Annotated in this window: 18 protein-coding genes; 10 read left to right on the top strand and 8 right to left on the bottom strand. The window is 74.4% G+C overall.

Features of this window, described 5'->3' with window-relative positions:
* Positions 1–83 precede the first annotated feature (83 nt).
* The 4 genes from H7X46_RS28600 (at position 84) to mftM (ending at position 4,469) form a co-directional block, all read left to right on the top strand.
* Entirely contained in the window at positions 84–1,376 is a 1,293-nt protein-coding gene (locus tag H7X46_RS28600) for a MoxR family ATPase (protein WP_186362292.1), read from the top strand.
* Between the two features lie 24 nt (positions 1,377–1,400).
* Positions 1,401–2,948 carry a VWA domain-containing protein gene (locus H7X46_RS28595; protein WP_186362291.1) on the top strand — a complete coding sequence of 516 codons (1,548 nt, stop codon included), beginning with the start codon at positions 1,401–1,403 and terminating at the stop codon, positions 2,946–2,948.
* A 125-nt stretch (positions 2,949–3,073) separates the two neighbouring features.
* Entirely contained in the window at positions 3,074–3,673 is a 600-nt protein-coding gene (locus H7X46_RS28590; protein ID WP_186362290.1) for a hypothetical protein, read from the top strand.
* Positions 3,674–3,758: 85 nt separating this feature from the next.
* A complete protein-coding gene (gene mftM, locus H7X46_RS28585) occupies positions 3,759–4,469 on the top strand; it encodes a mycofactocin oligosaccharide methyltransferase MftM (protein ID WP_186362289.1) in 711 nt (236 codons plus the stop codon).
* On the opposite strand, the gene H7X46_RS28580 is transcribed toward mftM, so the two are convergent.
* On the bottom strand, positions 4,423–5,619 hold the full coding sequence (locus tag H7X46_RS28580; RefSeq protein WP_186362288.1) for a DUF418 domain-containing protein: 1,197 nt from the start codon (positions 5,617–5,619) through the stop codon (positions 4,423–4,425). The two genes, mftM and H7X46_RS28580, sit on opposite strands and share 47 nt — an antisense overlap.
* A gap of 110 nt (positions 5,620–5,729) precedes the next feature.
* Here H7X46_RS28580 and H7X46_RS31040 point away from each other — a divergent pair, with 110 nt between their 5' ends.
* From H7X46_RS31040 to H7X46_RS28565, 3 genes are read left to right on the top strand one after another with little or no spacing between them, the layout of a single operon-like run.
* A complete protein-coding gene (locus tag H7X46_RS31040) occupies positions 5,730–6,971 on the top strand; it encodes a histidine kinase (RefSeq protein ID WP_186362287.1) in 1,242 nt (413 codons plus the stop codon).
* Between the two features lie 38 nt (positions 6,972–7,009).
* A complete protein-coding gene (locus H7X46_RS28570) occupies positions 7,010–8,038 on the top strand; it encodes an iron-siderophore ABC transporter substrate-binding protein (protein ID WP_222131466.1) in 1,029 nt (342 codons plus the stop codon).
* 58 nt (positions 8,039–8,096) lie between these two features.
* Positions 8,097–8,744 carry a response regulator gene (locus H7X46_RS28565; RefSeq protein ID WP_370589034.1) on the top strand — a complete coding sequence of 216 codons (648 nt, stop codon included), beginning with the start codon at positions 8,097–8,099 and terminating at the stop codon, positions 8,742–8,744.
* A gap of 108 nt (positions 8,745–8,852) precedes the next feature.
* Here H7X46_RS28565 and H7X46_RS28560 read toward each other — a convergent pair whose 3' ends face one another.
* The 5 genes from H7X46_RS28560 to thiC all read right to left on the bottom strand — a co-directional run bounded on the left by H7X46_RS28560 (position 8,853) and on the right by thiC (position 15,263).
* Positions 8,853–9,677, bottom strand: a complete 825-nt coding sequence (locus H7X46_RS28560) for a xanthine dehydrogenase family protein subunit M (RefSeq protein ID WP_186362286.1) — start codon at positions 9,675–9,677, stop codon at positions 8,853–8,855.
* On the bottom strand, positions 9,674–10,222 hold the full coding sequence (locus H7X46_RS28555) for a (2Fe-2S)-binding protein (protein ID WP_186362285.1): 549 nt from the start codon (positions 10,220–10,222) through the stop codon (positions 9,674–9,676). Before H7X46_RS28555 ends, H7X46_RS28560 begins: the two co-directional genes overlap by 4 nt.
* Positions 10,219–12,489: a xanthine dehydrogenase family protein molybdopterin-binding subunit gene (locus tag H7X46_RS28550; protein WP_186362284.1), complete on the bottom strand. Its 2,271-nt coding sequence runs from the start codon at positions 12,487–12,489 to the stop codon at positions 10,219–10,221. The genes H7X46_RS28555 and H7X46_RS28550 overlap by 4 nt, the downstream gene beginning before the upstream one ends.
* A 74-nt stretch (positions 12,490–12,563) precedes the next feature.
* A complete protein-coding gene (thiD, locus tag H7X46_RS28545) occupies positions 12,564–13,430 on the bottom strand; it encodes a bifunctional hydroxymethylpyrimidine kinase/phosphomethylpyrimidine kinase (protein ID WP_186362283.1) in 867 nt (288 codons plus the stop codon).
* Between the two features lie 198 nt (positions 13,431–13,628).
* Positions 13,629–15,263 carry a phosphomethylpyrimidine synthase ThiC gene (thiC, locus tag H7X46_RS28540; protein WP_186362282.1) on the bottom strand — a complete coding sequence of 545 codons (1,635 nt, stop codon included), beginning with the start codon at positions 15,261–15,263 and terminating at the stop codon, positions 13,629–13,631.
* 160 nt (positions 15,264–15,423) lie between these two features.
* Here thiC and H7X46_RS28535 point away from each other — a divergent pair, with 160 nt between their 5' ends.
* The gene (locus H7X46_RS28535) at positions 15,424–15,855 is read left to right on the top strand and encodes a nitroreductase family deazaflavin-dependent oxidoreductase (protein WP_186362281.1); all 432 of its coding nucleotides are present in this window, start codon (positions 15,424–15,426) and stop codon (positions 15,853–15,855) included.
* Between the two features lie 53 nt (positions 15,856–15,908).
* Here H7X46_RS28535 and H7X46_RS28530 read toward each other — a convergent pair whose 3' ends face one another.
* Complete coding sequence (locus tag H7X46_RS28530; RefSeq protein WP_186362280.1) at positions 15,909–16,493, bottom strand: peptide deformylase; 585 nt, start codon at positions 16,491–16,493, stop codon at positions 15,909–15,911.
* Between the two features lie 205 nt (positions 16,494–16,698).
* Between H7X46_RS28530 and H7X46_RS28525 the strand changes: the two genes are divergently transcribed.
* Both H7X46_RS28525 and H7X46_RS30450 read left to right on the top strand, forming a co-directional pair.
* Positions 16,699–17,013, top strand: coding sequence for a DUF3263 domain-containing protein (locus H7X46_RS28525; protein ID WP_186362279.1), 315 nt, complete (start codon positions 16,699–16,701; stop codon positions 17,011–17,013).
* Between the two features lie 51 nt (positions 17,014–17,064).
* The gene (locus H7X46_RS30450) at positions 17,065–17,913 is read left to right on the top strand and encodes a LytR C-terminal domain-containing protein (RefSeq protein ID WP_186362278.1); all 849 of its coding nucleotides are present in this window, start codon (positions 17,065–17,067) and stop codon (positions 17,911–17,913) included.
* 81 nt (positions 17,914–17,994) lie between these two features.
* Here H7X46_RS30450 and H7X46_RS28515 read toward each other — a convergent pair whose 3' ends face one another.
* A complete protein-coding gene (locus tag H7X46_RS28515) occupies positions 17,995–20,427 on the bottom strand; it encodes an AAA family ATPase (RefSeq protein ID WP_186362277.1) in 2,433 nt (810 codons plus the stop codon).
* Positions 20,428–20,521: the final 94 nt, after the last annotated feature.

Raw genomic sequence — 20,521 nt, 5'->3', positions numbered from 1 at the left:
CCGGGGACACTCGGAGGGGGTGGGCCTGCTGGCTGCGCGCCCTCCCGCACCGGAACCGGTGCGGCCTGCGAAGGAGATGCCACGTGCCCGAGGCAGCTGACAGCACCGTCGACAGCACCGTCCCGTCCCCGGCCGATGTCGGGGCGGCTGCCGACGCCGTCGCCCACGGCGGCCCGTTCGAGTCGGTCGACGAGGTCGTCGAGGCCCTGCGCGAGCAGGGCTACATCGCCGACACCCGGCTGGCGACGACCGTCTTCCTGCTCACCCGCCTCGACAAGCCGCTGCTGCTGGAGGGCCCCGCGGGCGTCGGCAAGACCGAGCTGGCGAAGGTGCTCGCCGCCGTCACCGGCCGCCGCTTCCTGCGGTTGCAGTGCTACGAGGGCCAGGACGAGACCAAGGCCCTCTACGAGTGGGACTACGGCAAGCAGCTCATGTACACGCAGATCCTGCGCGAGAAGATCGGGCAGGTCGTCGCCGACGCCCCCGACCTCGCCGGCGCGGTCGAGCGGATCGGGGCGCAGGAGAGCGTCTTCTTCTCCGAGCGGTTCCTCGCTCCCCGCCCGCTGCTGGAGGCGATCCGCTCCGACGAGCCGTGCGTGCTGCTCATCGACGAGGTCGACCGGGCCGACGAGGCCCTCGAGGCGGTGTTGCTGGAGACGCTGGGCGAGTACCAGATCTCGGTGCCCGAGGTCGGGACGTTCAGCGCGAAGCACCGCCCGTACGTGCTGCTGACCTCGAACAACACCCGCGATCTTGCCGCCGCGCTCAAGCGGCGCTGCCTGCACCTGTTCCTCGACTACCCCTCGGCCCGGCGCGAGCTGGAGATCGTGCGGTCGAAGAAGACCGGGCTCGGCGACCAGCTCGCCGAGGAGCTCGTCAACGTGGTGCGCGGGCTGCGGGAGCTGGAGCTGCGCAAGGCACCGTCCATCTCGGAGACGATCGACTGGGCCCGCACCCTCGCGGTGCTCGGCGTGGACGAGCTCAACCCGCAGATCCTCTCCGACACGGTGTCGGTGGTCGTCAAGTACGACAAGGACGTCCGCAAGGCGCTCGACGCCATCCCGGCGCTGGTCGACCCGAACGCCTCCGTCGAGGAGCACGGCCACGGGCACGGCCATGGACATGGCCACGGACACGGGCACGGCCACGACGGCGACCACACCCACGACGACACCCCGCCGGCCCGCACCGCACGTGCGGCCGGCCCGGACGACGGCGACGTCGACGGCCGTGCCAGGCGGGCCTCCCGGGACGAACCCGGCCGGCACCCCGTCTACGGCGGCGTGACCGCCACCGCGGGCAACGCCCAGCCCCGGCCGGTGAGCCCCGGCCAGGGGTCCCGCTCGTTCGGCGGTTCCCGCAAGCGGCCGGTCTGACCCGCATCGCGAAGGGAGGGCCGCGTGGAGGCGAGCATCCACCGCTTCGTCCGGCTCCTGCGGATCCGGTCGGTACGCATCTCGGTCTCGGAGGCGCTCGACGCCATGGCGTGCGCCGCCCAGCCCGGGGTGCTCGCCGACAGGTCCGTGCTCAAGGAGGCCCTGCGGGTCGCGCTGGTGAAGGACCGGCGCGACGAGGAGACCTTCGACGAGGTCTTCGACCTGTTCTTCTCGCTGGTCAAGGTCGGCGAGTCCGGGACGGGGCACGGTCACGGGCACGGGCACGGCGACATGACCGACGACGCGCCCCTGGAGGACTTCACGCTCTCCGAGGAGCCGTCCGAGACCCCGCAGGAAGGGCACGACCACGGCGCACCGGCCGACATCCGGGACTTCTTCGACCCGGAGGACCTGGCCGAGCAGTACAACCTGCACCAGGAGGCCAACAAGATCGACATGGCCTCGATGACGGACGAGATCGTGCTGTCCAAGGAGCAGGCGAACGACGTCACCGACGGCAGGCGGGTCCAGATCGAGACCGACCGGTTCTCCGGCGGCGGCGTGCCCGGTGACATCTCGCAGACGCAGGGCACCAAGGTCGACGCCGACCTGTCGGTCGCCCAGCAGGACGCGTTGCTGGGCTGGCTCAACGCCGAGGAGGATCGGCTCGCCGAGGAGCAGGGCACCGAGGACGACGCCGCAGCCCTGCGCCGCCGGCTGGCGGGGGTGCTGGACAACCTGCCCGAGCTGCTCAAGGCGCACCTGGAGAAGCTGCTCGAGATCGAGCAGCGGATCGTCGAGGGCCACGACGACGCTGACGGCTCGGCTCGGGCCTCCGAGGTCGACAGAGCGTCCGAGGCCGAGCGGATGCAGCTGGAGGACTCGCTGCGCCGGCTGGCCAAGTCGCTGCACGGGGCGCTCACCCACCGGCGCCGGGTGTCGCCGCGCGGCCGGATCGACTCGGCGCGCACGATGCGGAAGAACATGCGCCACGACGGCGTGCCGTTCACCCCGGTCACCGTGCAGCGGCAGGAGGACAAGCCACGGCTGGTGGTGCTGGCCGACGTCTCGCTGTCGGTGCGGGCCACCGCCCGGTTCACCCTGCACCTGGTGCACGGGTTGCAGGACCTGTTCGGGCAGGTGCGCTCGTTCGCGTTCGTGGCCGACCTGGTCGAGGTGACCGAGCTGTTCGCCGACCACCCGGTCGAGCAGGCCCTCGGGCTCATCTTCGGGGGCGACCAGCTCGACGTCGACGCCAACTCGAACTACGGCCTGGCGTTCGGGCAGTTCCTCGACGAGCACGGCTCGGCCGTCACCCGGCGGACCACGGTGCTCGTGCTCGGCGACGGCCGGGGCAACGGCAACGACCCGAACATGGAGGCCTTCGTCGAGATCACCCGCCGGGCCCGGGAGACGATCTGGCTCACCCCGGAGCCCCGCTACTCGTGGGGCCTGGGCCGCTGCGACCTGCCCGCCTACGCCGAGTACTGCGACCGCGTCCGCGTCGTCCGCGACCTGTCCGGACTCGAGGCGACGACCAACGAGATGGCGGGCGAGCTGATCGGCCGCTGACCCCACTCGATCACCGTCCTCCGCCCCGCGGACCAGGCCCGCTGTGCCGATCGGTCGACATCCGACCACCGCGGGGCACCGCTGGGTTACACTCGGTCGTCCCCTGCGGGGAGGGAGTACCGGTGATGGGTGACGGTGGGATGGCCGTCCGCCTGGTCGGAAGCGCGTGCACCGCGCTCTGGGGCTACACGCCGGGTGTGATCCCCGCGATGGTCGCGTCCATGGGCAGCGGACCGGCGCTGCGCTGGTTCGCCGCCAACTTCCCGCGGTTCCTGGTCACCCAGCGTGTGCTGGGCCCCGTCCGGACCCATCTCGCCGGGCTCACCATCTCCCTCACCAACGGGTGCGTGTACTGCGCCTACGGCCGCGCGCACGCCCTGGAGCTGATCTACCTGCGTGACCGGGGCCGGCTGTTCCCGCTGGACGCGCGCACCCTGGACGGCTGGATCGGGTTGTCCCGGCGCGAGATCCGCCAGCGGCTCCGGTCGGTGCTCGAGGAGGCCGGCCTGCACGCCGAGGTGATCTGGGTGGACCGCACGCTCGCGCTGCTCGACGGCGGCGCACCGATCGACTCGGACGAGCGCCGGATCGCCCACCTCTGCCGGATGGTCGGCACCATGAACGAGATCGCGGTCGCCGCCGGGACCACGCCCGACGGGGCGCACGACCCGGTCAACAAGGACGCCGAGCTGAAGGCCCGGCTCGCCGACGCGCAGACCGCCTGAGCGTTCCGAGCCTCCCCGGTCGGACGTGGTGCGGCCCGCGCGCCGCCCCTAGCGTGGGAGCTCCCCGAACGCCATGGAGCTACCGATGATCGGAGCCGACCGGCTCAGCAACGACCTCGCCGGATGGCTGGACCGCACCCTCGTCCGCCCCGGCCTGCTGCCGCCGGAACGGTTCGAGGAGGCGTTCGTGGCCTGCGTCGCGAGCGCGGCGACGGACCCGGACGCCCCCGACGACGCGTGGCTCGCGTTCTACCGCAACACCCTCGACGCCCTGGCCGGCGTCCCGGAGCCGGGCGGCACGAACGCCGAGATGGCCCCGGTGCACGCCAGGGCGCGGTCGCTGGTCGCCGGGCACGACGTGCTGGAGCTGGGCTGCTGCTTCGGTTTCCTCTCCCTCCAGCTGGCCCGCGACGGCCACCGGGTCACCGCCACCGACCTCACCGCCGGCACCGTGGACCTGCTGGCCCGGATGGCCCCGCGGCTCGGCGCCGACCTCGCGACCCGGGTGGCCGACGCCCGCGCCGTCGACCTGCCCGACGGCTGCGCGGACACCGTGTTCGCCGTGCACCTCGTCGAGCACCTGCCCGAGGCCGAGTGCGACGCGGTGGTCGCGGAGATGCTGCGGCTCGCCCGCCGGCGGGTGGTCCTCGCCGTCCCGTTCGAGGACCGCCCGAACCCGGCGTGGGGGCACGTGCGGGTGTTCGACACCGGCGTGCTGCGCCGGATCGGTGAGCGCACCGGGCGGCCGTTCACGGTGTCCGAGCACCACGGCGGCTGGCTCGTGATCGACCTCTGAGCGGGGGCGCGGAGGGGTGTGCGGCCGCGGGCCGCCCCAGGAACGCGTGGGTGAGAGTCTCCAGCGGGCCGCGGGCGTACCGCCGCAGCCACCACGACGCGGCGAGCGCCGACGCCACCATCACCGCGGCCCAGATCCCGGCGACGGCCGCGGTGCGCGCGGGCGCTGCGACCGTGGACAGCGCCCCGGCCAGCCCGAACCCCCACGCGTGGAACAGCACCGCCCCGGCCACGTTCTGGCCGACGTAGCAGGTCATCGCGGTCCGGCCGATCGCGGTGACCCCGCGCCGCACCCGCCCGGCGGGCCCGCGCGTCCGCGCCAGCAGCGCCGGGACGAGCCCCAGCAGCCCGGCCGCGACCATCGGCGCCACCAGGTACCGCTCGACGGCGAACCAGGCCGGCCCGGCGAGCACCGTCAGCACGTTCAGCACCACGCCGGCCGCCCCGATCGCCATCAGCGTCCGCCGGATCCGGGCGCCGCCGCCGTCGAACACCCCCGCCCGCAGCAAGGCCGCGCCGGCCAGGAACAGCACCACCGCCGACGGCACGATCAGCACGAGCTCGATCCGGTACAGCCACGCCTCGGTGATCCGGACCCACACCTGGCCGGTCCAGGTCGCCGGGTACGGCGGGAGCACCACGCCACCCGGGGACGTCCCCGCGGCCGCGACGGTGAGCGCGCCGACGACCAGCACCACGATCCCGCCGGCCACCGCGCCGGCCGCGACCTGCGCCGCGCGCGACCGGCCGACCAGCCACGCGACCAGCACCGACGCGATCGCGTACCCCATCAGCACGTCGAACTCGAACACCAGCACGTAGTGCAGGAGTCCCTCGGTGAACAGGATCCCCGCCCGGACCAGGTAGCGGCCGGGCCAGGGCATTTCCCGCCGGACCGCCGAGCGGTACTGCAGCTCCATCCCGATCCCGAACAGCAGGGTGAGCAGGGCGAGGAACTTCCCGTTCGCTGCAGCACGCAGCAGCACGTCGAGCCACCAGCCACCGGCGTACCCGGCGAGGACCGCGCCGGGCCCGCGCGGGTCGGCGAACACCCAGACGTTCGTCGCGAACGTGCCGGCGATGGCGATCCCGCGCAGCACGTCCGGCGCGACGAGGCGACGGTCGGGCACGGTGAGCAGTGAGTCCCCCATGGCCGACGAGCGTGCCCACGCCCGCGCCCCCGGTCGTCGGGCGCGCGACCGACCCGGCCGTACCTCCTTCGTCGGACGCCGCGGGCCCGTGGTCGTGCTGGGATGGGCCGGTGATCTCCTTCCTGGCGGACCGCGACGAGGGATCGCCGTGGCGGGACGCCGGTGTGGCGCTGACCTGGTTCGCGCTCGGGGTGCTGCTGCTGTGGGGGCTGCCCGAACTGCGGATCACGTGGTGGGGCCCGCGCGACACCGCGGTCACGGCGGCGTCGGTGCTGGTGCTGGCCGTCGGCTGCGCGGGCGTCGTGCTCCGGCGGGTCCTCGCCCCGGTCGGGCTGGCGATCGGGACCGTCGCCCTGCTCGCCGGGCCGCTCTGGGTCGGCGGGACCGACATCGGCACGATCGCGGTGTTCACCGACCTGCTCTACTGCGCCGTGGTGTACCCGCCCCGGCGCACCTCGCGGATCATCGCCGTCACGGTCGGGCTGGCGATCGCCGGGCTCGCGCTGGCCTCGCTGGTCCTGCAGGGCACCCGGCTCGCCGCGCTGCACCTGCTCAACCTGGTCCTGATCGTCGGCGTCCCGCTGCTGTGGGGCACCGAGGTGCGCCGGCACCGGGACCTCGCGGTCGCCGAGCGGGAACGCGCCGAGGAGGCGGCCCGGGCGGCGGAGCGGGAACGGGACGCCGCGGTCGCCGCCGAGCGGGCCCGGATGGCCCGCGACCTGCACGACGTCGTCGCGGGACGGCTCTCGGCGATCGCGCTCCAGTCCGAGGCGGCGCTGCAGCCGGGCGCCGACCCCGAGCTGGTGCGCCGGGTGCTCGGCACGGTCCGCGAGTCGGGGGTGGCCGCGCTCGGCGAGATGCGCACCATGATCGGCCTGCTGCGGGACGGCGGCCCGGCCGACCCGCCGTCGGCCCCCGCCCGCCTGTCCGACCTGGACGGGCTGGTCGACGACGCGCGGCACGCCGGCCTCACCGTGCGGCTCGACGACGAGCGGGCCGCCGGAACCGAGCTGCCGGCTGCGGTCGAGCTGACCGCCTACCGGATCGTGCAGGAGTCGCTGACCAACGCGATCAAGCACGCCCCGGGGTCCGCCGTCCGGGTCCGGCTGGCGACCGGCCGGGCGGGCGGGCCGCTGCGGATCGAGATCGGCAACGGCGCCGCCACCCGGCCACTCGCCCGGGCGCCCGGGACCCGGGCCGGCACGGGGCTGGCCGGGCTGGCCGAACGAGCCGCCGCGGTCGGCGGCACGATCGACGCCGGCCCCGACGGCGACGGCTGGGCGGTCCGGGCCGAGCTCCCGTCCGGACGAGGTGATCATCACGACATGGAGAATGAGCTGAGGCTTGGCTAACTTGGGCGTCCGACCATCGCGTACGACGGAGGCCCATCGTGTCCCTGCACCTCGATCGGCGCACCCTGCTGCGCGCAGCCGGCGGTCTCGGGCTCGCCGCCCTGCTGGGCGGTTGTGCCGGTGACGGCGGCGCCGGTGGGGCGCCGGCGCCCGACGCCCGCACGATCGCGCACAAGTTCGGCAGCACCGAGATCTCCGGCACGCCCACGCGGGTCGTCACGATCGGCCTCACCGACCAGGACTACGCGGTCGCGCTCGGCACCGTGCCGGTCGGCGTGCGGGAGTGGTTCGGCAACCAGCCCGGCGGCCTGTGGCCGTGGGCGCGCGAGCGGGCTGGCGCGGCCGTCCCCGAGGTGCTGCCGGTGGACGCGCTCGACTTCGAGCAGATCGTGCGGCTGCGCCCCGACCTGGTGCTCGGGCCCAGCGCGGGCATCACCCGGGCCGACTACGACCAGCTCTCCCGGATCGCGCCGACCGTGCCGCAGCCGGGCGAGTTCGCCGACTACGGCGCACCGTGGCAGAAGATCATGGAGATGACCGGTGCCGCGCTCGGCCAGCAGGAGCGGGCCGCGCAGCTGACCCGCGAGGTCGAGGCACGGTTCGCCGACGCGCGGGCCCGGCACCCGGAGTTCGGCGGGCGTACCGCGCTCCTGGCCACGGTGCTGGAGGACGGCTCCTACTACGTCTACGCCGAGGGCCCTGCCCCGCGCTTCCTCACCGACCTGGGCTTCACGCTCCCCCCGGCCACCGCCGCGATCTTCACCGGCCCGGAGCGGGCGCCGCAGGCGGTCAGCCGCGAGCGTCTCGCGCTGCTGGAGGCCGACCTGCTGCTCGTCGGGCTCTACGGCGGCGAGGCCCAGCGGCGTTTCACCACCGACCCGGTCGTGCAGAGCCTGCGCGTCGTCCGCGAGGGGCGCACGGTCCTGATGCCCGAGATGAGCACGCTGAACGGCACGCTGTCGTTCGGGTCGGTGCTGAGCCTGCCGAAGGCGCTCGACGAGACCGTGCCGCGCTTCGTCGCCGCCCTCGACGGCAACCCGGCGACCCCGGTCCCGGCCGCGGGCTGAGGCAGGCGCGCCCCTGCATCCTTCGACGGACGCGGCCGGGCTGCCGCCGTGCTGGGATGTGACCGTGGAACGGGTGCGGGTGGTGGTGGCCGACGACCAGGACGCGGTGCGGACCGGGCTGGTGCTCATCCTGGGCGGGGCGCCGGACGTCGAGGTCGTCGCCGAGGCCGGGGACGGGCTGGCCGCCGTGCGCGCGGCCGCCGAGCACCGGCCGGACGTCGTCCTGATGGACATCCGGATGCCCGGCATCGACGGCATCGAGGCGACCCGCCGGATCCTCGCCGCGGGATCGGCGCAGGTCCTGGTGCTGACGACGTTCGATCTGGACGAGCTGGTGGACGGCGCGCTCGCCGCCGGGGCGGCCGGCTTCCTGCTGAAGTCGGTGGACGCCGTGCGGCTGCAGGAGGGAGTGCGCGCGGTCGCCCGTGGCGACGGCGTGCTGGCCCCGGAGATCACCCGGAGGGTGATCGCGCGCTACGCGGGGGCGCCCCGGGCGTCGTCGGTGCCGGGCCTGGAGACGCTCACCGCACGGGAGACCGACGTGCTCGCCGGCCTCGGCCGGGGCCTGTCCAATGCGGAGCTGTCGGCGGAGCTGGTGATCTCCGAGGCGACGACGAAGACGCACGTCTCCCGGGTGCTCGCCAAGCTCGGCCTGCGCTCCCGTACCCAGGCGGCGATCGCCGCCCAGGAGGCCGGCCTCGTCTGACGGTCACAGCGGCGCACTCATCGCCCCGTGGCGCCCCTTCCCACGAGGGGTCCGCTCGTGGGAAGGGGCGGGCGCGCGCCGACCCGTGGGGTCGGCGCCGCCCCGGGATCAGCGCTGCCCGCGTGCCGTCTCCAGGGCCCGGCGGGTGAGGACCTGCGCCAGGTGGGTGCGGTAGGCGGGGGTGCCGTGCGTGTCGGCGGGCGGCTCGGTCCCCTCGGCGGCCAGCGCGGCCGCCTCGGCGATCGACCTGCCGTCCTTCAGCGCCTGCTCGGTGGCGGTGGCCCGCAACGACGTCGAGCCCATGTTCACCAGCCCGACCCGGTCACCGGACACCGCGACGGCCACGATCGCCCAGTCGTTGGAGCGCCGGGTGAACTTCTCGTACGCCCAGCCCTGGTCCCCGCACCGCGGGATCCGGATCTCGACGATCAGCTCGTCCGGCTCGCGGACCGTGGTGAACACACCGGTGTAGAACTCGCCGACCGGCACCGAGCGGCGCCCCCGCGGGCCCTGCAGGACGACCGTGCCGTCCAGGGCGAGCACCGCGGCGGGCAGGTCGGCGGCCGGGTCGGCGTGCGCGAGGGTCCCGCCCAGGGTGCCGCGGGCCCGGATCTGCGGGTCCCCGACGGTGCGGGCCACCGCCGGCAGCAGCGGCACCTCGGCCGCCAGGACCTCGGAGCTCACCAGGTCGCGGTGCTTGGTCCCGGCCCCGATGGCGACCTCGCCCGCGGCCTCGTCGAGCGTGATGTAGCTGAGCTCGGACAGCCGCCCGATGTCGATCAGGAACTCGGGTGCCCCGAGCCGGACCTTCATGACCGGGATCAGCGAGTGCCCGCCGGCGAGGACGCTGGCGTCCTCGCCCTTCTCGGCGAGCAGCGCGATGGCGTCGTCGAGGGTGTCCGGGCGGGCGTAGTCGAACGCGAGCGGGATCATGCGCCGGCCTCCCCGCGGGAGAAGCCGGGCGCGGTGCGCGGCGCGCCGGACGCGGCCTCCGCCTTCTGTGCGGCGTCCGGGTCCTTGCCGGCCGCGACCAGCACCGCGCGGACGATGTTGTGGTAGCCGGTGCAGCGGCAGAGGTTGCCCTCCAGGCCCTCCCGGACCTTGCGCTCGTCCAGGTCCTCGTCGTGCTCGATCAGCGACACCGCGGCCATGACCATGCCCGGGGTGCAGAACCCGCACTGCAGGCCGTGCTCGGCGTGGAACGCCGCGGTGACCGGGTGCTCCGGGCGGCCCTCGGCGGCGCCGTCGAGCCCCTCCATCGTGGTGACCGACTGCCGGTCGGCCTGGACCGACAACACGGTGCAGGACTTCACGGCCTCGCCGTCGAGCAGCACGGTGCACGCGCCGCAGGAGGAGGTGTCGCAACCGATGTTGGTCGCCTTCAGCCCGACCGTGTCGCGCAGGTAGTGCGCGAGCAGCTGGCGGGGCTCGACGTCGGCGGTGGTCGCCTCGCCGTTGACGGTGATCTCTACCTTCACGTGCTCGCCTCCGAAGCGGCGTGGATGGCCTCCCAGACCCGCAGCGGGGTCAGGGGCATGTCGATGTGCGTGATGCCGAGGTGGGACAGGGCGTCGATGACGGCGCTCTGGGTGGCGGGGGTGGACCCGATCGTCCCGGCCTCGCCGATGCCCTTGTACCCCATGGGGTTGATCGGCGTCGGCGTGGTCATCTCGACGAGGTCGAAGCTCGGGAGCTCGGCCGCCGAGGGGATGCCGTAGTCGGCGAACGTGCCGGTGAGCGGCTGGCCCTCCTCGTCGAAGAGCACCTCCTCCAGCAGCGCCTGCGCGATGCCCTGGGCGATGCCGCCGTGCCGCTGGCCGTCGCACAGCAGCGGGTTGAGGACCGGGCCGGCGTCGTCGACCGCGACGATCCGCTCGACGGTGACCTTCCCGGACTCGGTGTCGACCTCGACGACGCAGACGTGCGCGCCGAACGGGAATGTGGGCTTCTTGCCGTCCCAGGTGGTGTCGACCTTGAGCGGTTCCTGCGCGGCGAGCTCGGCCAGCGTGACCGACTTCGCCGACGGGACGCCGCGGACGGTGATCGCCGCGTTCGAGGGATCGAGCTCCAGGTCCTCGACGCTCGCCTCGAGCAGGTCCGCGGCCCGCTGCTTGGCCAGGTCGATCAGCTCGGCAGAGGCCTGGTGCACCGCGACGCCACCGGTCTGCAGGCTCCGCGAGCCCATCGTGCCGCCGCCGCGCGGCACCAGGTCGGTGTCGCCGTGCTTGACGGTGATCTTCTCGATCGGCACGCCGAGCTGGTCGGAGGCCAGCATCGCCCAGGCCGTCGCGTGCCCCTGCCCGTGCGGGGAGGTGCCGGTCAGCACGGTCACCGAGCCGTCGGCGTGCACCTCGACCGAGGCGTCCTCGGCGAACGCGCCACCGCCGGTGATCTCCACGTAGGACGAGACGCCGACGCCGAGCTGGCGGACGTCGCCGCGCTCGCGGCGCGCCCTCTGCTCGGCACGCAGCTGCTCGTAGCCGGCCTCGGTGAGCGCCAGGTCGATCGCCTTGGCGTACTCGCCGGAGTCGTACTCGACGCCGCCCTTGGTCTTGAACGGGAACTTGTCCGGCGCGACGACGTTGAGCTTGCGCACCTCGGCCGGGTCCTTGCCGATCTCGGCGGCGAACAGGTCCATCGCCCGCTCGATCGCCGCGGTCGCCTCCGGCCGCCCGGCGCCGCGGTAGGCGGCGACCGAGGTGGTGTTGGTGACGACGGCGCGGGCCCGCGACTCGACGTGCTCGATGTCGTAGGTGCCGGGCGCCATCATCCGGGTGAACATCGGCAGGAAGGTCCCCAGCCGCGGGTAGGCGCCGAGGTCCTGGGTGACGTCGAGCCGGTAGTGGGTCACCCTGCCGTCACGGGTGCCGCCGATGGTGACGGTCTGGCGCTGGGCGCGGCCCTGCACCATCCCGGTCATGTTCTCCGAGCGGGACTCGTTCCAGCGGACCGGGCGGCCCTGCCGGCGGGCGAGCCAGGCCACCAGCGCGAACTCCGGGTCGGAGCCGATCTTCGCGCCGAAACCGCCGCCGACGTCGGGCAGGACGACCCGCACGTTCTCCTTGTCCATGCCCAGCCAGCCGGCGATCTCGTCGCGGCCGCCCTGGGCGTTCTGGTTGGACAGGTAGATCGTGACCCGGTCCCCTTCCCAGAACGCGCTCGCGGCGCGGGTCTCCAGCGGGGCGGCGGCGAGCCGCTGGTTGACCAGGTCCTGGGTGACGACGACCTCGCAGTCGTCGAAGAAGTCCGCGGCCGGCTCCGTGTCGTAGCCGTACGCGGCCGCCGTGTTGGTGCCGGCCTCGTCGAAGAGCAGGACCTCGTCGCGGGCCGCCGCCAGCGGGTCGATCACCGCCTGCAGCGGCTCGTACTCGACGTCGACCAGCTCGGCGGCGTCCTCGCCCTGGTAGAACTCCTCGGTCAGCACCGCCGCGACCGGCTCGCCGACGAACCGGACCCGGTCGGTGGCGAGGAAGGGGCGGGTCATCGCCTTGTTCGCCCCGGGGAACAGCAGCGCCGGGGCGATGTCGAGGTCGGCGCCGGTGACCACCGCGACGACGCCGGGCGACTCGAGCGCCGCCGAGGTGTCGATCGAGGTGATCTCCGCGTGGGCCAGCGGCGAGCGGACGAGCGTCAGGTGCAACGCTCCGGTCAGCCGTTCGTCGATCAGGTCGTCGGTGTAGGTCGCGCCGCGCGTGAGGAAGACCGGATCCTCCGTGCGGACGACGCGCGTGCCCAAGATGCTCATCGAGCGCGAGCGTATACGCGCGCACCGGTGTCGGCGAGATCCACACGATGGCGGATCCGCAGGTCAGGGCACCCTTACCTGCCGGCGCTCGCCGCGGGGTCGTCCCACCACGGCCGGATCGCCCACAGTGGAGAGACCGGGCCGTGTCCCGCGCCCAGCGGGTAGGAGTGCCGGACGGCCTCGACGATGTAGCGCTTGCCGAACCGGACCGCGCCCTCGACGGACAGCCCGCGGGCCAGCCCGGACGCGGTCGCGGCCGCCAGGGAGTCCCCGCCGCCGTGGGTGTTCCCGGTGTCGAAGCGCGGACCGGGGAGCTCCACGAAGGACTCGCCGTCGAAGAGGAGGTCGAGGCAGCCGTCCCGGTCACCGGCGAGGTGGCCGCCCTTGACCAGCACGGCCCGCGGCCCGAGGGCGTGCAGCGCCTTCGCCGCCGCGTACTGGCCGTCCCGGTCGTGGACGTCGTGCTCGACCAGCAGCCGGATCTCGTCCAGGTTCGGGGTGACCAGGGTGGCCCGCGGGAACAGGACGTGCCGGTACGCGTCCAGGGCCTCGGCGGCGAGCAGCGGGTCGCCGTGCATGGACGCCGCGACCGGGTCGACGACGAGCGGGGTGGCGTGCCCGGCACCGATCCCGTTCTCGTCGAACGCCGACGCGACCGCCTCGATGATCTCGGCGTTGGCCAGCATGCCGGTCTTGGCGGCCTGCAGCCCGATGTCGGACGCGACCGAGGCGATCTGCCCCGTGATCGTCCCGGTCGGGATCGTGTGGACGCCGGTGACGCCGACCGAGTTCTGCACGGTGACCGCGCAGACCGCGAGGCAGCCGTGCACCCCGCAGGCGGCGAACGCGCGCAGGTCGGCGGCGATCCCGGCGCCGCCGCCCGAGTCGGTGCCGGCGATCGTCATGACGCGCGGCGGGGTGGTGCCGACGGTGGGTTCCATGGCCCGGTCCTCCCTGGCCGGCATTACCCGGCCGGTCCCGCGGTCGGCGGCGGTGGTCCGTCCGGACACCAGCCGCCCTCTCAGCCCGCTCGCCCCGCGAGCTCCCGCGTCCTGATCGCCGGCGCCTCGTGCACCGGCGACGTCCTGCACCGACGACGGTAACCCGGTTCCCCGGCACCGGGCCGGTCCGCCCGGTGCTCAGTCCCCGGCCGACGAGATCGGCAGGTAGACCCGGCCGCCCTCGTCGCGGAACTCGCCCGCCTTCTCCTCCATCCCCGCCTCGATCGCCTCGACGCTGGTCAGCCCGTGCTCCTCGGCGTAGTCCCGGACGTCCTGGGTGATCTTCATCGAGCAGAACTTCGGCCCGCACATCGAGCAGAAGTGCGCGGTCTTCGCGGGCTCCGCCGGCAGCGTCTCGTCGTGGTAGGCCTGCGCGGTGTCCGGGTCCAGCGCGAGCGCGAACTGGTCGCGCCAGCGGAACTCGAACCGGGCCTGGCTCAGCGCGTCGTCGCGGGCCTGGGCGTGCGGGTGCCCCTTCGCCAGGTCGGCCGCGTGGGCGGCGATCTTGTAGCTGATCACGCCGACCTTCACGTCGTCGCGGTTCGGCAGGCCCAGGTGCTCCTTGGGCGTGACGTAGCAGAGCATCGCGGTGCCGGCCTCGGCGATCCGCGCGGCGCCGATGGCCGAGGTGATGTGGTCGTAGCCGGGCGCGATGTCGGTGGCGAGCGGGCCGAGGGTGTAGAACGGCGCCTCGTCGCACCACTCCTCCTCCAGCCGCACGTTCTCGACGATCTTGTCCATCGGGACGTGCCCGGGCCCCTCGATCATCACCTGGACGTCGTGCTCGCGGGCGATCCGGGTGAGCTCGCCCAGCGTCTCCAGCTCGGCGAGCTGCGCGGTGTCGTTGGCGTCGGCGATCGAGCCCGGCCGCAGGCCGTCGCCGAGGGAGAACGTGACGTCGTAGCGGCGCAGGATCTCGCACAGCTCGGCGAAACGGGTGTAGAGGAACGACTCGCGATGGTGCGCCAGGCACCACGCGGCCATGATCGAACCGCCGCGGGAGACGATCCCGGTGACCCGCTTCGCGGTCAGCGGGACGTACCGAAGCAGCACCCCCGCGTGCACCGTCATGTAGTCGACGCCCTGCTCGCACTGCTCGACCACGGTGTCCCGGTAGACCTCCCAGGACAGCTTCGCCGGGTCGCCGTCCACCTTCTCCAGTGCCTGGTAGATCGGCACGGTGCCGATCGGGACCGGGGAGTTGCGCAGGATCCGTTCCCGGGTGGCGTGGATGTCCCGGCCGGTCGAGAGGTCCATCACGGTGTCGGCGCCCCAGCGGGTCGCCCACACCATCTTCTCCACCTCCTCCTCGATCCCCGAGGAGACCGCGGAGTTGCCGATGTTGGCGTTGACCTTGGTCAGGAACCGCTTGCCGATGATCATCGGTTCGGACTCGGGGTGGCGGACGTTGGCGGGGATCACCGCGCGGCCGCGGGCGACCTCGGAGCGGACGAGCTCGGCGTCGCAGCCCTCGCGGATCGCGATGAACCGCATCTCCGGCGTGATGGTCCCGGCACGGGCGTGCGACAGCTGGGTCCCGTCCCGGCCCCCGATCCAGTCCGACCGGAGCGCGGGCAGGCCGGCCCGCACGTCGATCTCGGCCTGGTCGTCGGTGTAGGGGCCGGAGGTGTCGTAGACGTCGTGGTGCTCACCGTTCGACAGCGCGATCCGCCGGACCGGGACCCGCAGGCCGTCCGGTCCGTCCACGTAGTGCTTCGTGGAGCCTGCGATCGGCCCGGTCGTGACCTGGGGACGCACGTGTGCAGCCGTCATGACGACTTCCTCCCTGGCCGGCATTACCCGGCCGGTTCTGCGGTCGGCGACCGTGGATCGGTGTGTCGCCCTCTCAGCCCCGCGCGACGGAGCTCCCGCGTGTTCAGATGTGCCCCGGACCCTAGGGCAGCCCCGGCGGTTACGCCATACGCTGGCGACCATGACGCAGAAGGCCGAACTGAGCCCGACCGACTGGGTGCGCGAGCAGACCGAGACGATCCTGGAGAACGGGACGACCCACGGCGTGACGGTGCTGGACCGCCCGATCGTCCTGGTGACCACGACCGGCGCGAGGTCCGGCAGGAAGCGCTACGTGCCGGTCATGCGGGTCGAGCACGACGGCGCGTACGCGATGGTCGCCTCCAAGGGCGGTACCCCGCAGAACCCGGCCTGGTACCACAACGTCCGCGCCCATCCCGAGGTCACCGTGCAGGACGGCACCGAGACCGGGACCTACGTCGCCCGCGAGCTCACCGGTGACGAGCGGCAGGAGTGGTGGGACCGCTGCGTCGAGGCCTACCCGCCGTACGCCGACTACCAGGAGAAGACCTCCCGGCTCATCCCGGTCTTCGTGCTCGAGCCACGGCGCTGACGCGCCCGTGAGTGGTGACGTGGGCCAGGGCCCGCGTCACCACTCACGAGGCGTCAGCCCTGCCGGGGGACGTCCTCCGCCAGCAGCGCGGACGGGTCCCACGAGTCGTCCGGGTTGCCCCAGCCGTTGCGTTTGAGCATCTTGCGGGCCGCCCGCTGGTTCCGGCCCATCAGCCGGTCCAGGTACAGGTGGCCGTCGAGGTGGTCGGTCTCGTGCTGCAGGCACCGGGCGAAGAAACCCTTGCCCTCGACGTCGACCGGGTTCCCGTCCAGGTCGGTCCCGGTGACCCGGGCCCACTCGGCGCGCCCGGTCGCGAAGCTCTCACCCGGGACCGAGAGGCAGCCCTCCAGGTCGTCGTCCGGGTCCGGCATGATCTCGGGGCGCTCGCTGGTCTCCAGCACCGGGTTGAGGACGTGCCCGCGGCGCATCGTGCGGGTCTCCTCGTCGGGGCAGTCGTAGACGAACAGCCGCAGGTCGACACCGACCTGGTTCGCCGCCAGGCCGACGCCGTGCGCGGCCGCCATCGTCTCGAACATGTCCGCGACGAGCGTCCTGAGCTCGTCGTCCACCTGCTCGACGGGCCGGGTGGGCCGGTGCAGCACGGGATCGCCGACCATGCGGATGCGCAGAACGGTCACCGTCGCAGGGTACGGTCAGCACCCACCCGCTCCCGCCGCCGGACCCGTCCGGGCGGTTTCGCGCCCCGGGGCGCGTCGCGACCGGTTCCTGTCGGTCCTGTGTGGTTGAATCCGTGCCGCGAATGACAGGCGTGTCATTCGCAGGTGGTGCCGTCCCGCGCACGGGCCGCCACCACCTGAGTTCGTCGGCCGCTCGAGGAGCGTGATGGAGTCCGCTGGGTCCCTGTCGGAAAGCCGCGGAGCGCACCGGCGCTCTGCCGCTCCCTCGCGCGAGCTCGACCGCCGGGAGCGCGAGATCCTCGCGTTCGAGGCCCAGTGGTGGAAGTACGCGGGCGCCAAGGAGCAGGCGATCCGCGAGCTGTTCGACATGTCCGCCACCCGCTACTACCAGGTGCTGAACGCGCTCGTCGACAAGCCGGAGGCGCTGGCCGTCGACCCGTTGCTGGTCAAGCGCCTGCGCCGGCTGCGCTCCAGCCGGCAGCGCACCCGTGCCGCCCGCCGGCTGGGCCTCGAGCCCTGAGCGACGGACGACAGCCGTGAGCCGCAGCTCGAGCCCCTATCGGAGGTCAGGATGACCGCACCCGCGTCGGGCGGACGCTCGCCCCTGAAGATCGCCGGCATCGCCCTGATCGGCGTCGGTGCGGTCGCCGGCATCGTCGGCCTGGCCGGGCTCGGCGGCGGAGGCCAGGAGAGCCCGCAGGCGGCGCCGCCGTCGGCGACCTCCGAGACCTCGCCCGCACCGGACGGTGCGCCCGCACCCGGCGCCCCCGCGCCCGGAACACCCGGCGCTCCCGGAGCACCCGCCCCCGGCGCTCCCGGAGCACCGGCTCCCGGCACGCCCGGCGCACCCGGCGCTCCCGGAGCACCGGCTCCCGGCACGCCCGGCGCACCCGGCGCACCTGCCCCCGGGACCCCTGGCGCGCCCGGCACCCCCGGTGCTCCCGGCACCCCCGGAGCGCCGGGCACGCCCGGTGCGCCCGGTACCCCCGGCGCGGGCACCTCGCCGTTCACCCCGGGCGCGCCCGGCACCCCGGGGTCGCCCGGTTACGACGGCGTCGGGCCGGCCGTCGCACCGCCGCCCCCGCCCCCCGGCTCCGGGGGCGTCGCGGCCGCCGAGGGGTCCAAGGCCACGGCCCGCCCGGCCGTCCGGATCTACAACAACTCGACGATCCGCGGACTCGCCGAGAAGGCCGCCGGCAAGTTCCGCACCAACGGCTGGGACGTCTCGCAGGTGCAGAACTACTCCCAGGGTGTCGTCCCGACCACGACCGTCTACTACCGCGAGGGCTCGGGTGAGAAGGCGGCCGCGGAGGAGATCGGGAAGAAGTTCGGCATGCGCGTCGAGCCCCGCTTCCCGGGCATCCAGGACGCCACCCCGGGCGTGATCGTGATCGTCACGAAGGACTTCTCGGCGGCCTGACACCGACTCCGCTCCCCGGCGCGCGGACACGGCCCCGGACGGGTTCCGTCCGGGGCCGTCGTGTGTCCGCCGGTGGACTCCTCAGGCACTGCGGCGCCGCGCGTACTCCTCCAGCTCGGCGACCTGCACCGGGTCCAGCGACGGGCGGACCGCCGCGCGGGCGGTCACGATGTGCGCGGCCGTCACCTCGCCCGCCTCGAGGGACTCCCGCATCGCGGTCAGCGCGGCCTCGCGCAGCAGCGCCGCGCAGTCCGCGGCCGAGTAGCCCTCCAGGTCGGACGCGAGCGCGTCCAGGTCGACGTCACCGGCCAGCGGGACGTCCCGGCCGGCCGCGCGCAGGATGTCGGCACGGGCCTCGGCGTCCGGGGGCGGGACGAACACCAGCCGCTCCAGCCGGCCCGGCCGCAGCAGCGCCGGGTCGATCAGCTCCGGCCGGTTGGTGGCACCCACGACGACCACCTCCCGCAGCGGGGTCGCGCCGTCGAGCTCGGTGAGGAGCGCGGCGACGACGCGGTCCGCGACACCGGCGTCGGTCGAGCCGCCGCGGCGCGGGGCGAGCGCGTCGACCTCGTCCAGGAAGATCAGCGCGGGCGCGGCCTCGGCGGCCCGCCGGAACAGCTCGCGCACCGCACGCTCGGACTCGCCGACGTACTTGTCGAGCAGCTCGGCGCCCTTCACCGCGAACACGTTGAGGTCGCCGGACCCGGCCAGCGCCCGCAGCAGGAACGTCTTGCCACCGCCGGGCGGGCCGTAGAGCAGCACGCCGCGCGGGGCGTCCACACCGAGCCGGGCGAACGAGTCCGGGTGCCGCAGCGGCCACAGCACCGCCTCGGTGAGGGACTGCTTGACCTCGGTCATGTCGCCGACGTCGTCCAGGGTGAGGCCGCCCGCGCTCAGCGTCCCGCCACCGGACAGCGAGATCGGGCGGACCGAGCCCACGGCGTCGAGCAGGTCCTGCTGGCGGAGCTCCTCGCTCCCGGGGTCGCTCCCGCCCCGCAGCGCGGCCGCGATCGCGGCCTCCCGGCGGACCGCTGCCAGGTCGGCCACCACGAACCCCGGCGTGCGGGCCGCGATCGCCGCGAGGTCGACGTCGCCGGCCCGCGGGACGCCGGACAGCAGCCGTTCGAGCAGCGCACGCCGGGTCGCCGTGTCCGGCAACGGGACGGCGAGCTCGCGGTCCACGAGATCGGGGGCACGCAGCCGCGGGTCGAGCCCCTCCGGCTCGGCGCTGGTGACGACGAGCGCGGGCCCGCCGGGCGCGGTCGCCGCGCGCAGCTCGTCGAGCACCAGGGTCGCCAGCGGGGGCGGGTTCGACGCCGGCAGCAGGGCGTCCGCGTCGTGCACCAGGAGGACGGCCGGGTCGTCCGGCGTGCTGCGGGCGTCGGCGATCGCGGCCCGGACCCGCTCGGCGGCGGCCGCGGGTTCCACGGCGGCGACGCCCGGCGCCACCAGCTCCACGCAGCGCGCCCCGACCGCGGCGGCGGCGCTGCGCACCAGGGTCGCCTTGCCGGCCCCCTCGGGCCCGGTGACGAGCACGCCGAGCCGCGCGCTGCCACCGAGCCGGGTGAGCAGCTCGGGGCGGCGGAACATCAGCTCCAGCCAGTCGACGAGCCTGCGGGCGACCGTTTCGTTGGCGGCCAGGTCGTCGAGGGCGATCGGCGGGTCGGTCGCGGCGGGAGTGGCCCCGGGCGTCCCGGGGCCGGCGGCGGCCGGGCCCGCGGCAGCCGGGGGTGCACTGCCGGCGCCGGATCGGGCAGAGCCGGGAGCCCGTGCGCCGTCGGCCGGAACGCCACCGGCCGGTGTCCCGCCGCCCGGCGTGCCCACGATGCCGGCCGAGCCTGGGGAGCCCGGGGCGCCCACGATGCCGGCCGGGCCGGGGGCGCCCGGGGCGCCGGTGGGACCGGGCCCACCGGCCGTCCGGCTGACCAGGACCGACCCGGTGTCCGCACCGCCCTGCCAGCCGACGACCGTCGACGGCTGCACGACGACCGGGACGCCGTTCGGGTCGGCGACCGCGACGGTCAGCAGCTCGGACGTCCACGCCCCGCCGACGGCGGCGGCCAGGGCGCGCCGCGCCGAGTGGACGTCCGCGCCCGGCGGCGGTGCGATGTCCTGCGGCAGCAGCGACACCGCGTCCCCACGGACCAGGACCTTGCCCATCAGCGCGAGCCGCAGCGTCGCGGGCGTGACCGACGCCGTCGCGAGCCGGGAGCCGAGCAGCCGCACCTCGCGGGCCGGGGACACCGCCGCCGGCGCGACGACCACCGGAGCACCGTCGGTCAGCCCGGTGTTGGACAGGGTCACGTCGTCGAGCCGGGCCTGTCCGTGCGGGGTGCCGGCGTCCCCGGCCACGGCGAGCGCGGCCGTCACCCGGGCTCCGGTGAGGGTGACCGCGTCCCAGGAACGCAGGCCGAGCCCGGCGAGCACCTCGGGGTGCAGCCGGATCACGCCGCGGCGGGCGTCGACGGCCGCGGAGGCAAGGCGTGCGACCAGGGTCAGCGAGGGATCTCCCACGGCGCCCACGCTATCCACCGGCGGCGACGGCGACGCTGACCGGCCCGGCGTACGACCGGCCCCGGCGACGCTCACGGAACCCGGCCACGCTCAC

Source organism: Pseudonocardia sp. C8, assembly GCF_014267175.1.
In the GTDB taxonomy this organism is placed as follows: domain Bacteria; phylum Actinomycetota; class Actinomycetes; order Mycobacteriales; family Pseudonocardiaceae; genus Pseudonocardia.
This window is presented reverse-complemented; position numbering and strand designations above follow the sequence as displayed.

Coding starts and splice junctions, on each gene's coding strand:
- H7X46_RS30450 (WP_186362278.1), top strand. CDS start 17,065: ATGACCGCACCCGCGTCGGGCGGACGCTCGCCCCTGAAGATCGCCGGC.
- H7X46_RS28590 (WP_186362290.1), top strand. CDS start 3,074: ATGGGTGACGGTGGGATGGCCGTCCGCCTGGTCGGAAGCGCGTGCACC.
- thiD (WP_186362283.1), bottom strand. CDS start 13,430: ATGGAACCCACCGTCGGCACCACCCCGCCGCGCGTCATGACGATCGCC.
- thiC (WP_186362282.1), bottom strand. CDS start 15,263: ATGACGGCTGCACACGTGCGTCCCCAGGTCACGACCGGGCCGATCGCA.
- mftM (WP_186362289.1), top strand. CDS start 3,759: ATGATCGGAGCCGACCGGCTCAGCAACGACCTCGCCGGATGGCTGGAC.
- H7X46_RS28560 (WP_186362286.1), bottom strand. CDS start 9,677: ATGATCCCGCTCGCGTTCGACTACGCCCGCCCGGACACCCTCGACGAC.
- H7X46_RS28525 (WP_186362279.1), top strand. CDS start 16,699: ATGGAGTCCGCTGGGTCCCTGTCGGAAAGCCGCGGAGCGCACCGGCGC.
- H7X46_RS28535 (WP_186362281.1), top strand. CDS start 15,424: ATGACGCAGAAGGCCGAACTGAGCCCGACCGACTGGGTGCGCGAGCAG.
- H7X46_RS28580 (WP_186362288.1), bottom strand. CDS start 5,619: ATGGGGGACTCACTGCTCACCGTGCCCGACCGTCGCCTCGTCGCGCCG.
- H7X46_RS28550 (WP_186362284.1), bottom strand. CDS start 12,489: ATGAGCATCTTGGGCACGCGCGTCGTCCGCACGGAGGATCCGGTCTTC.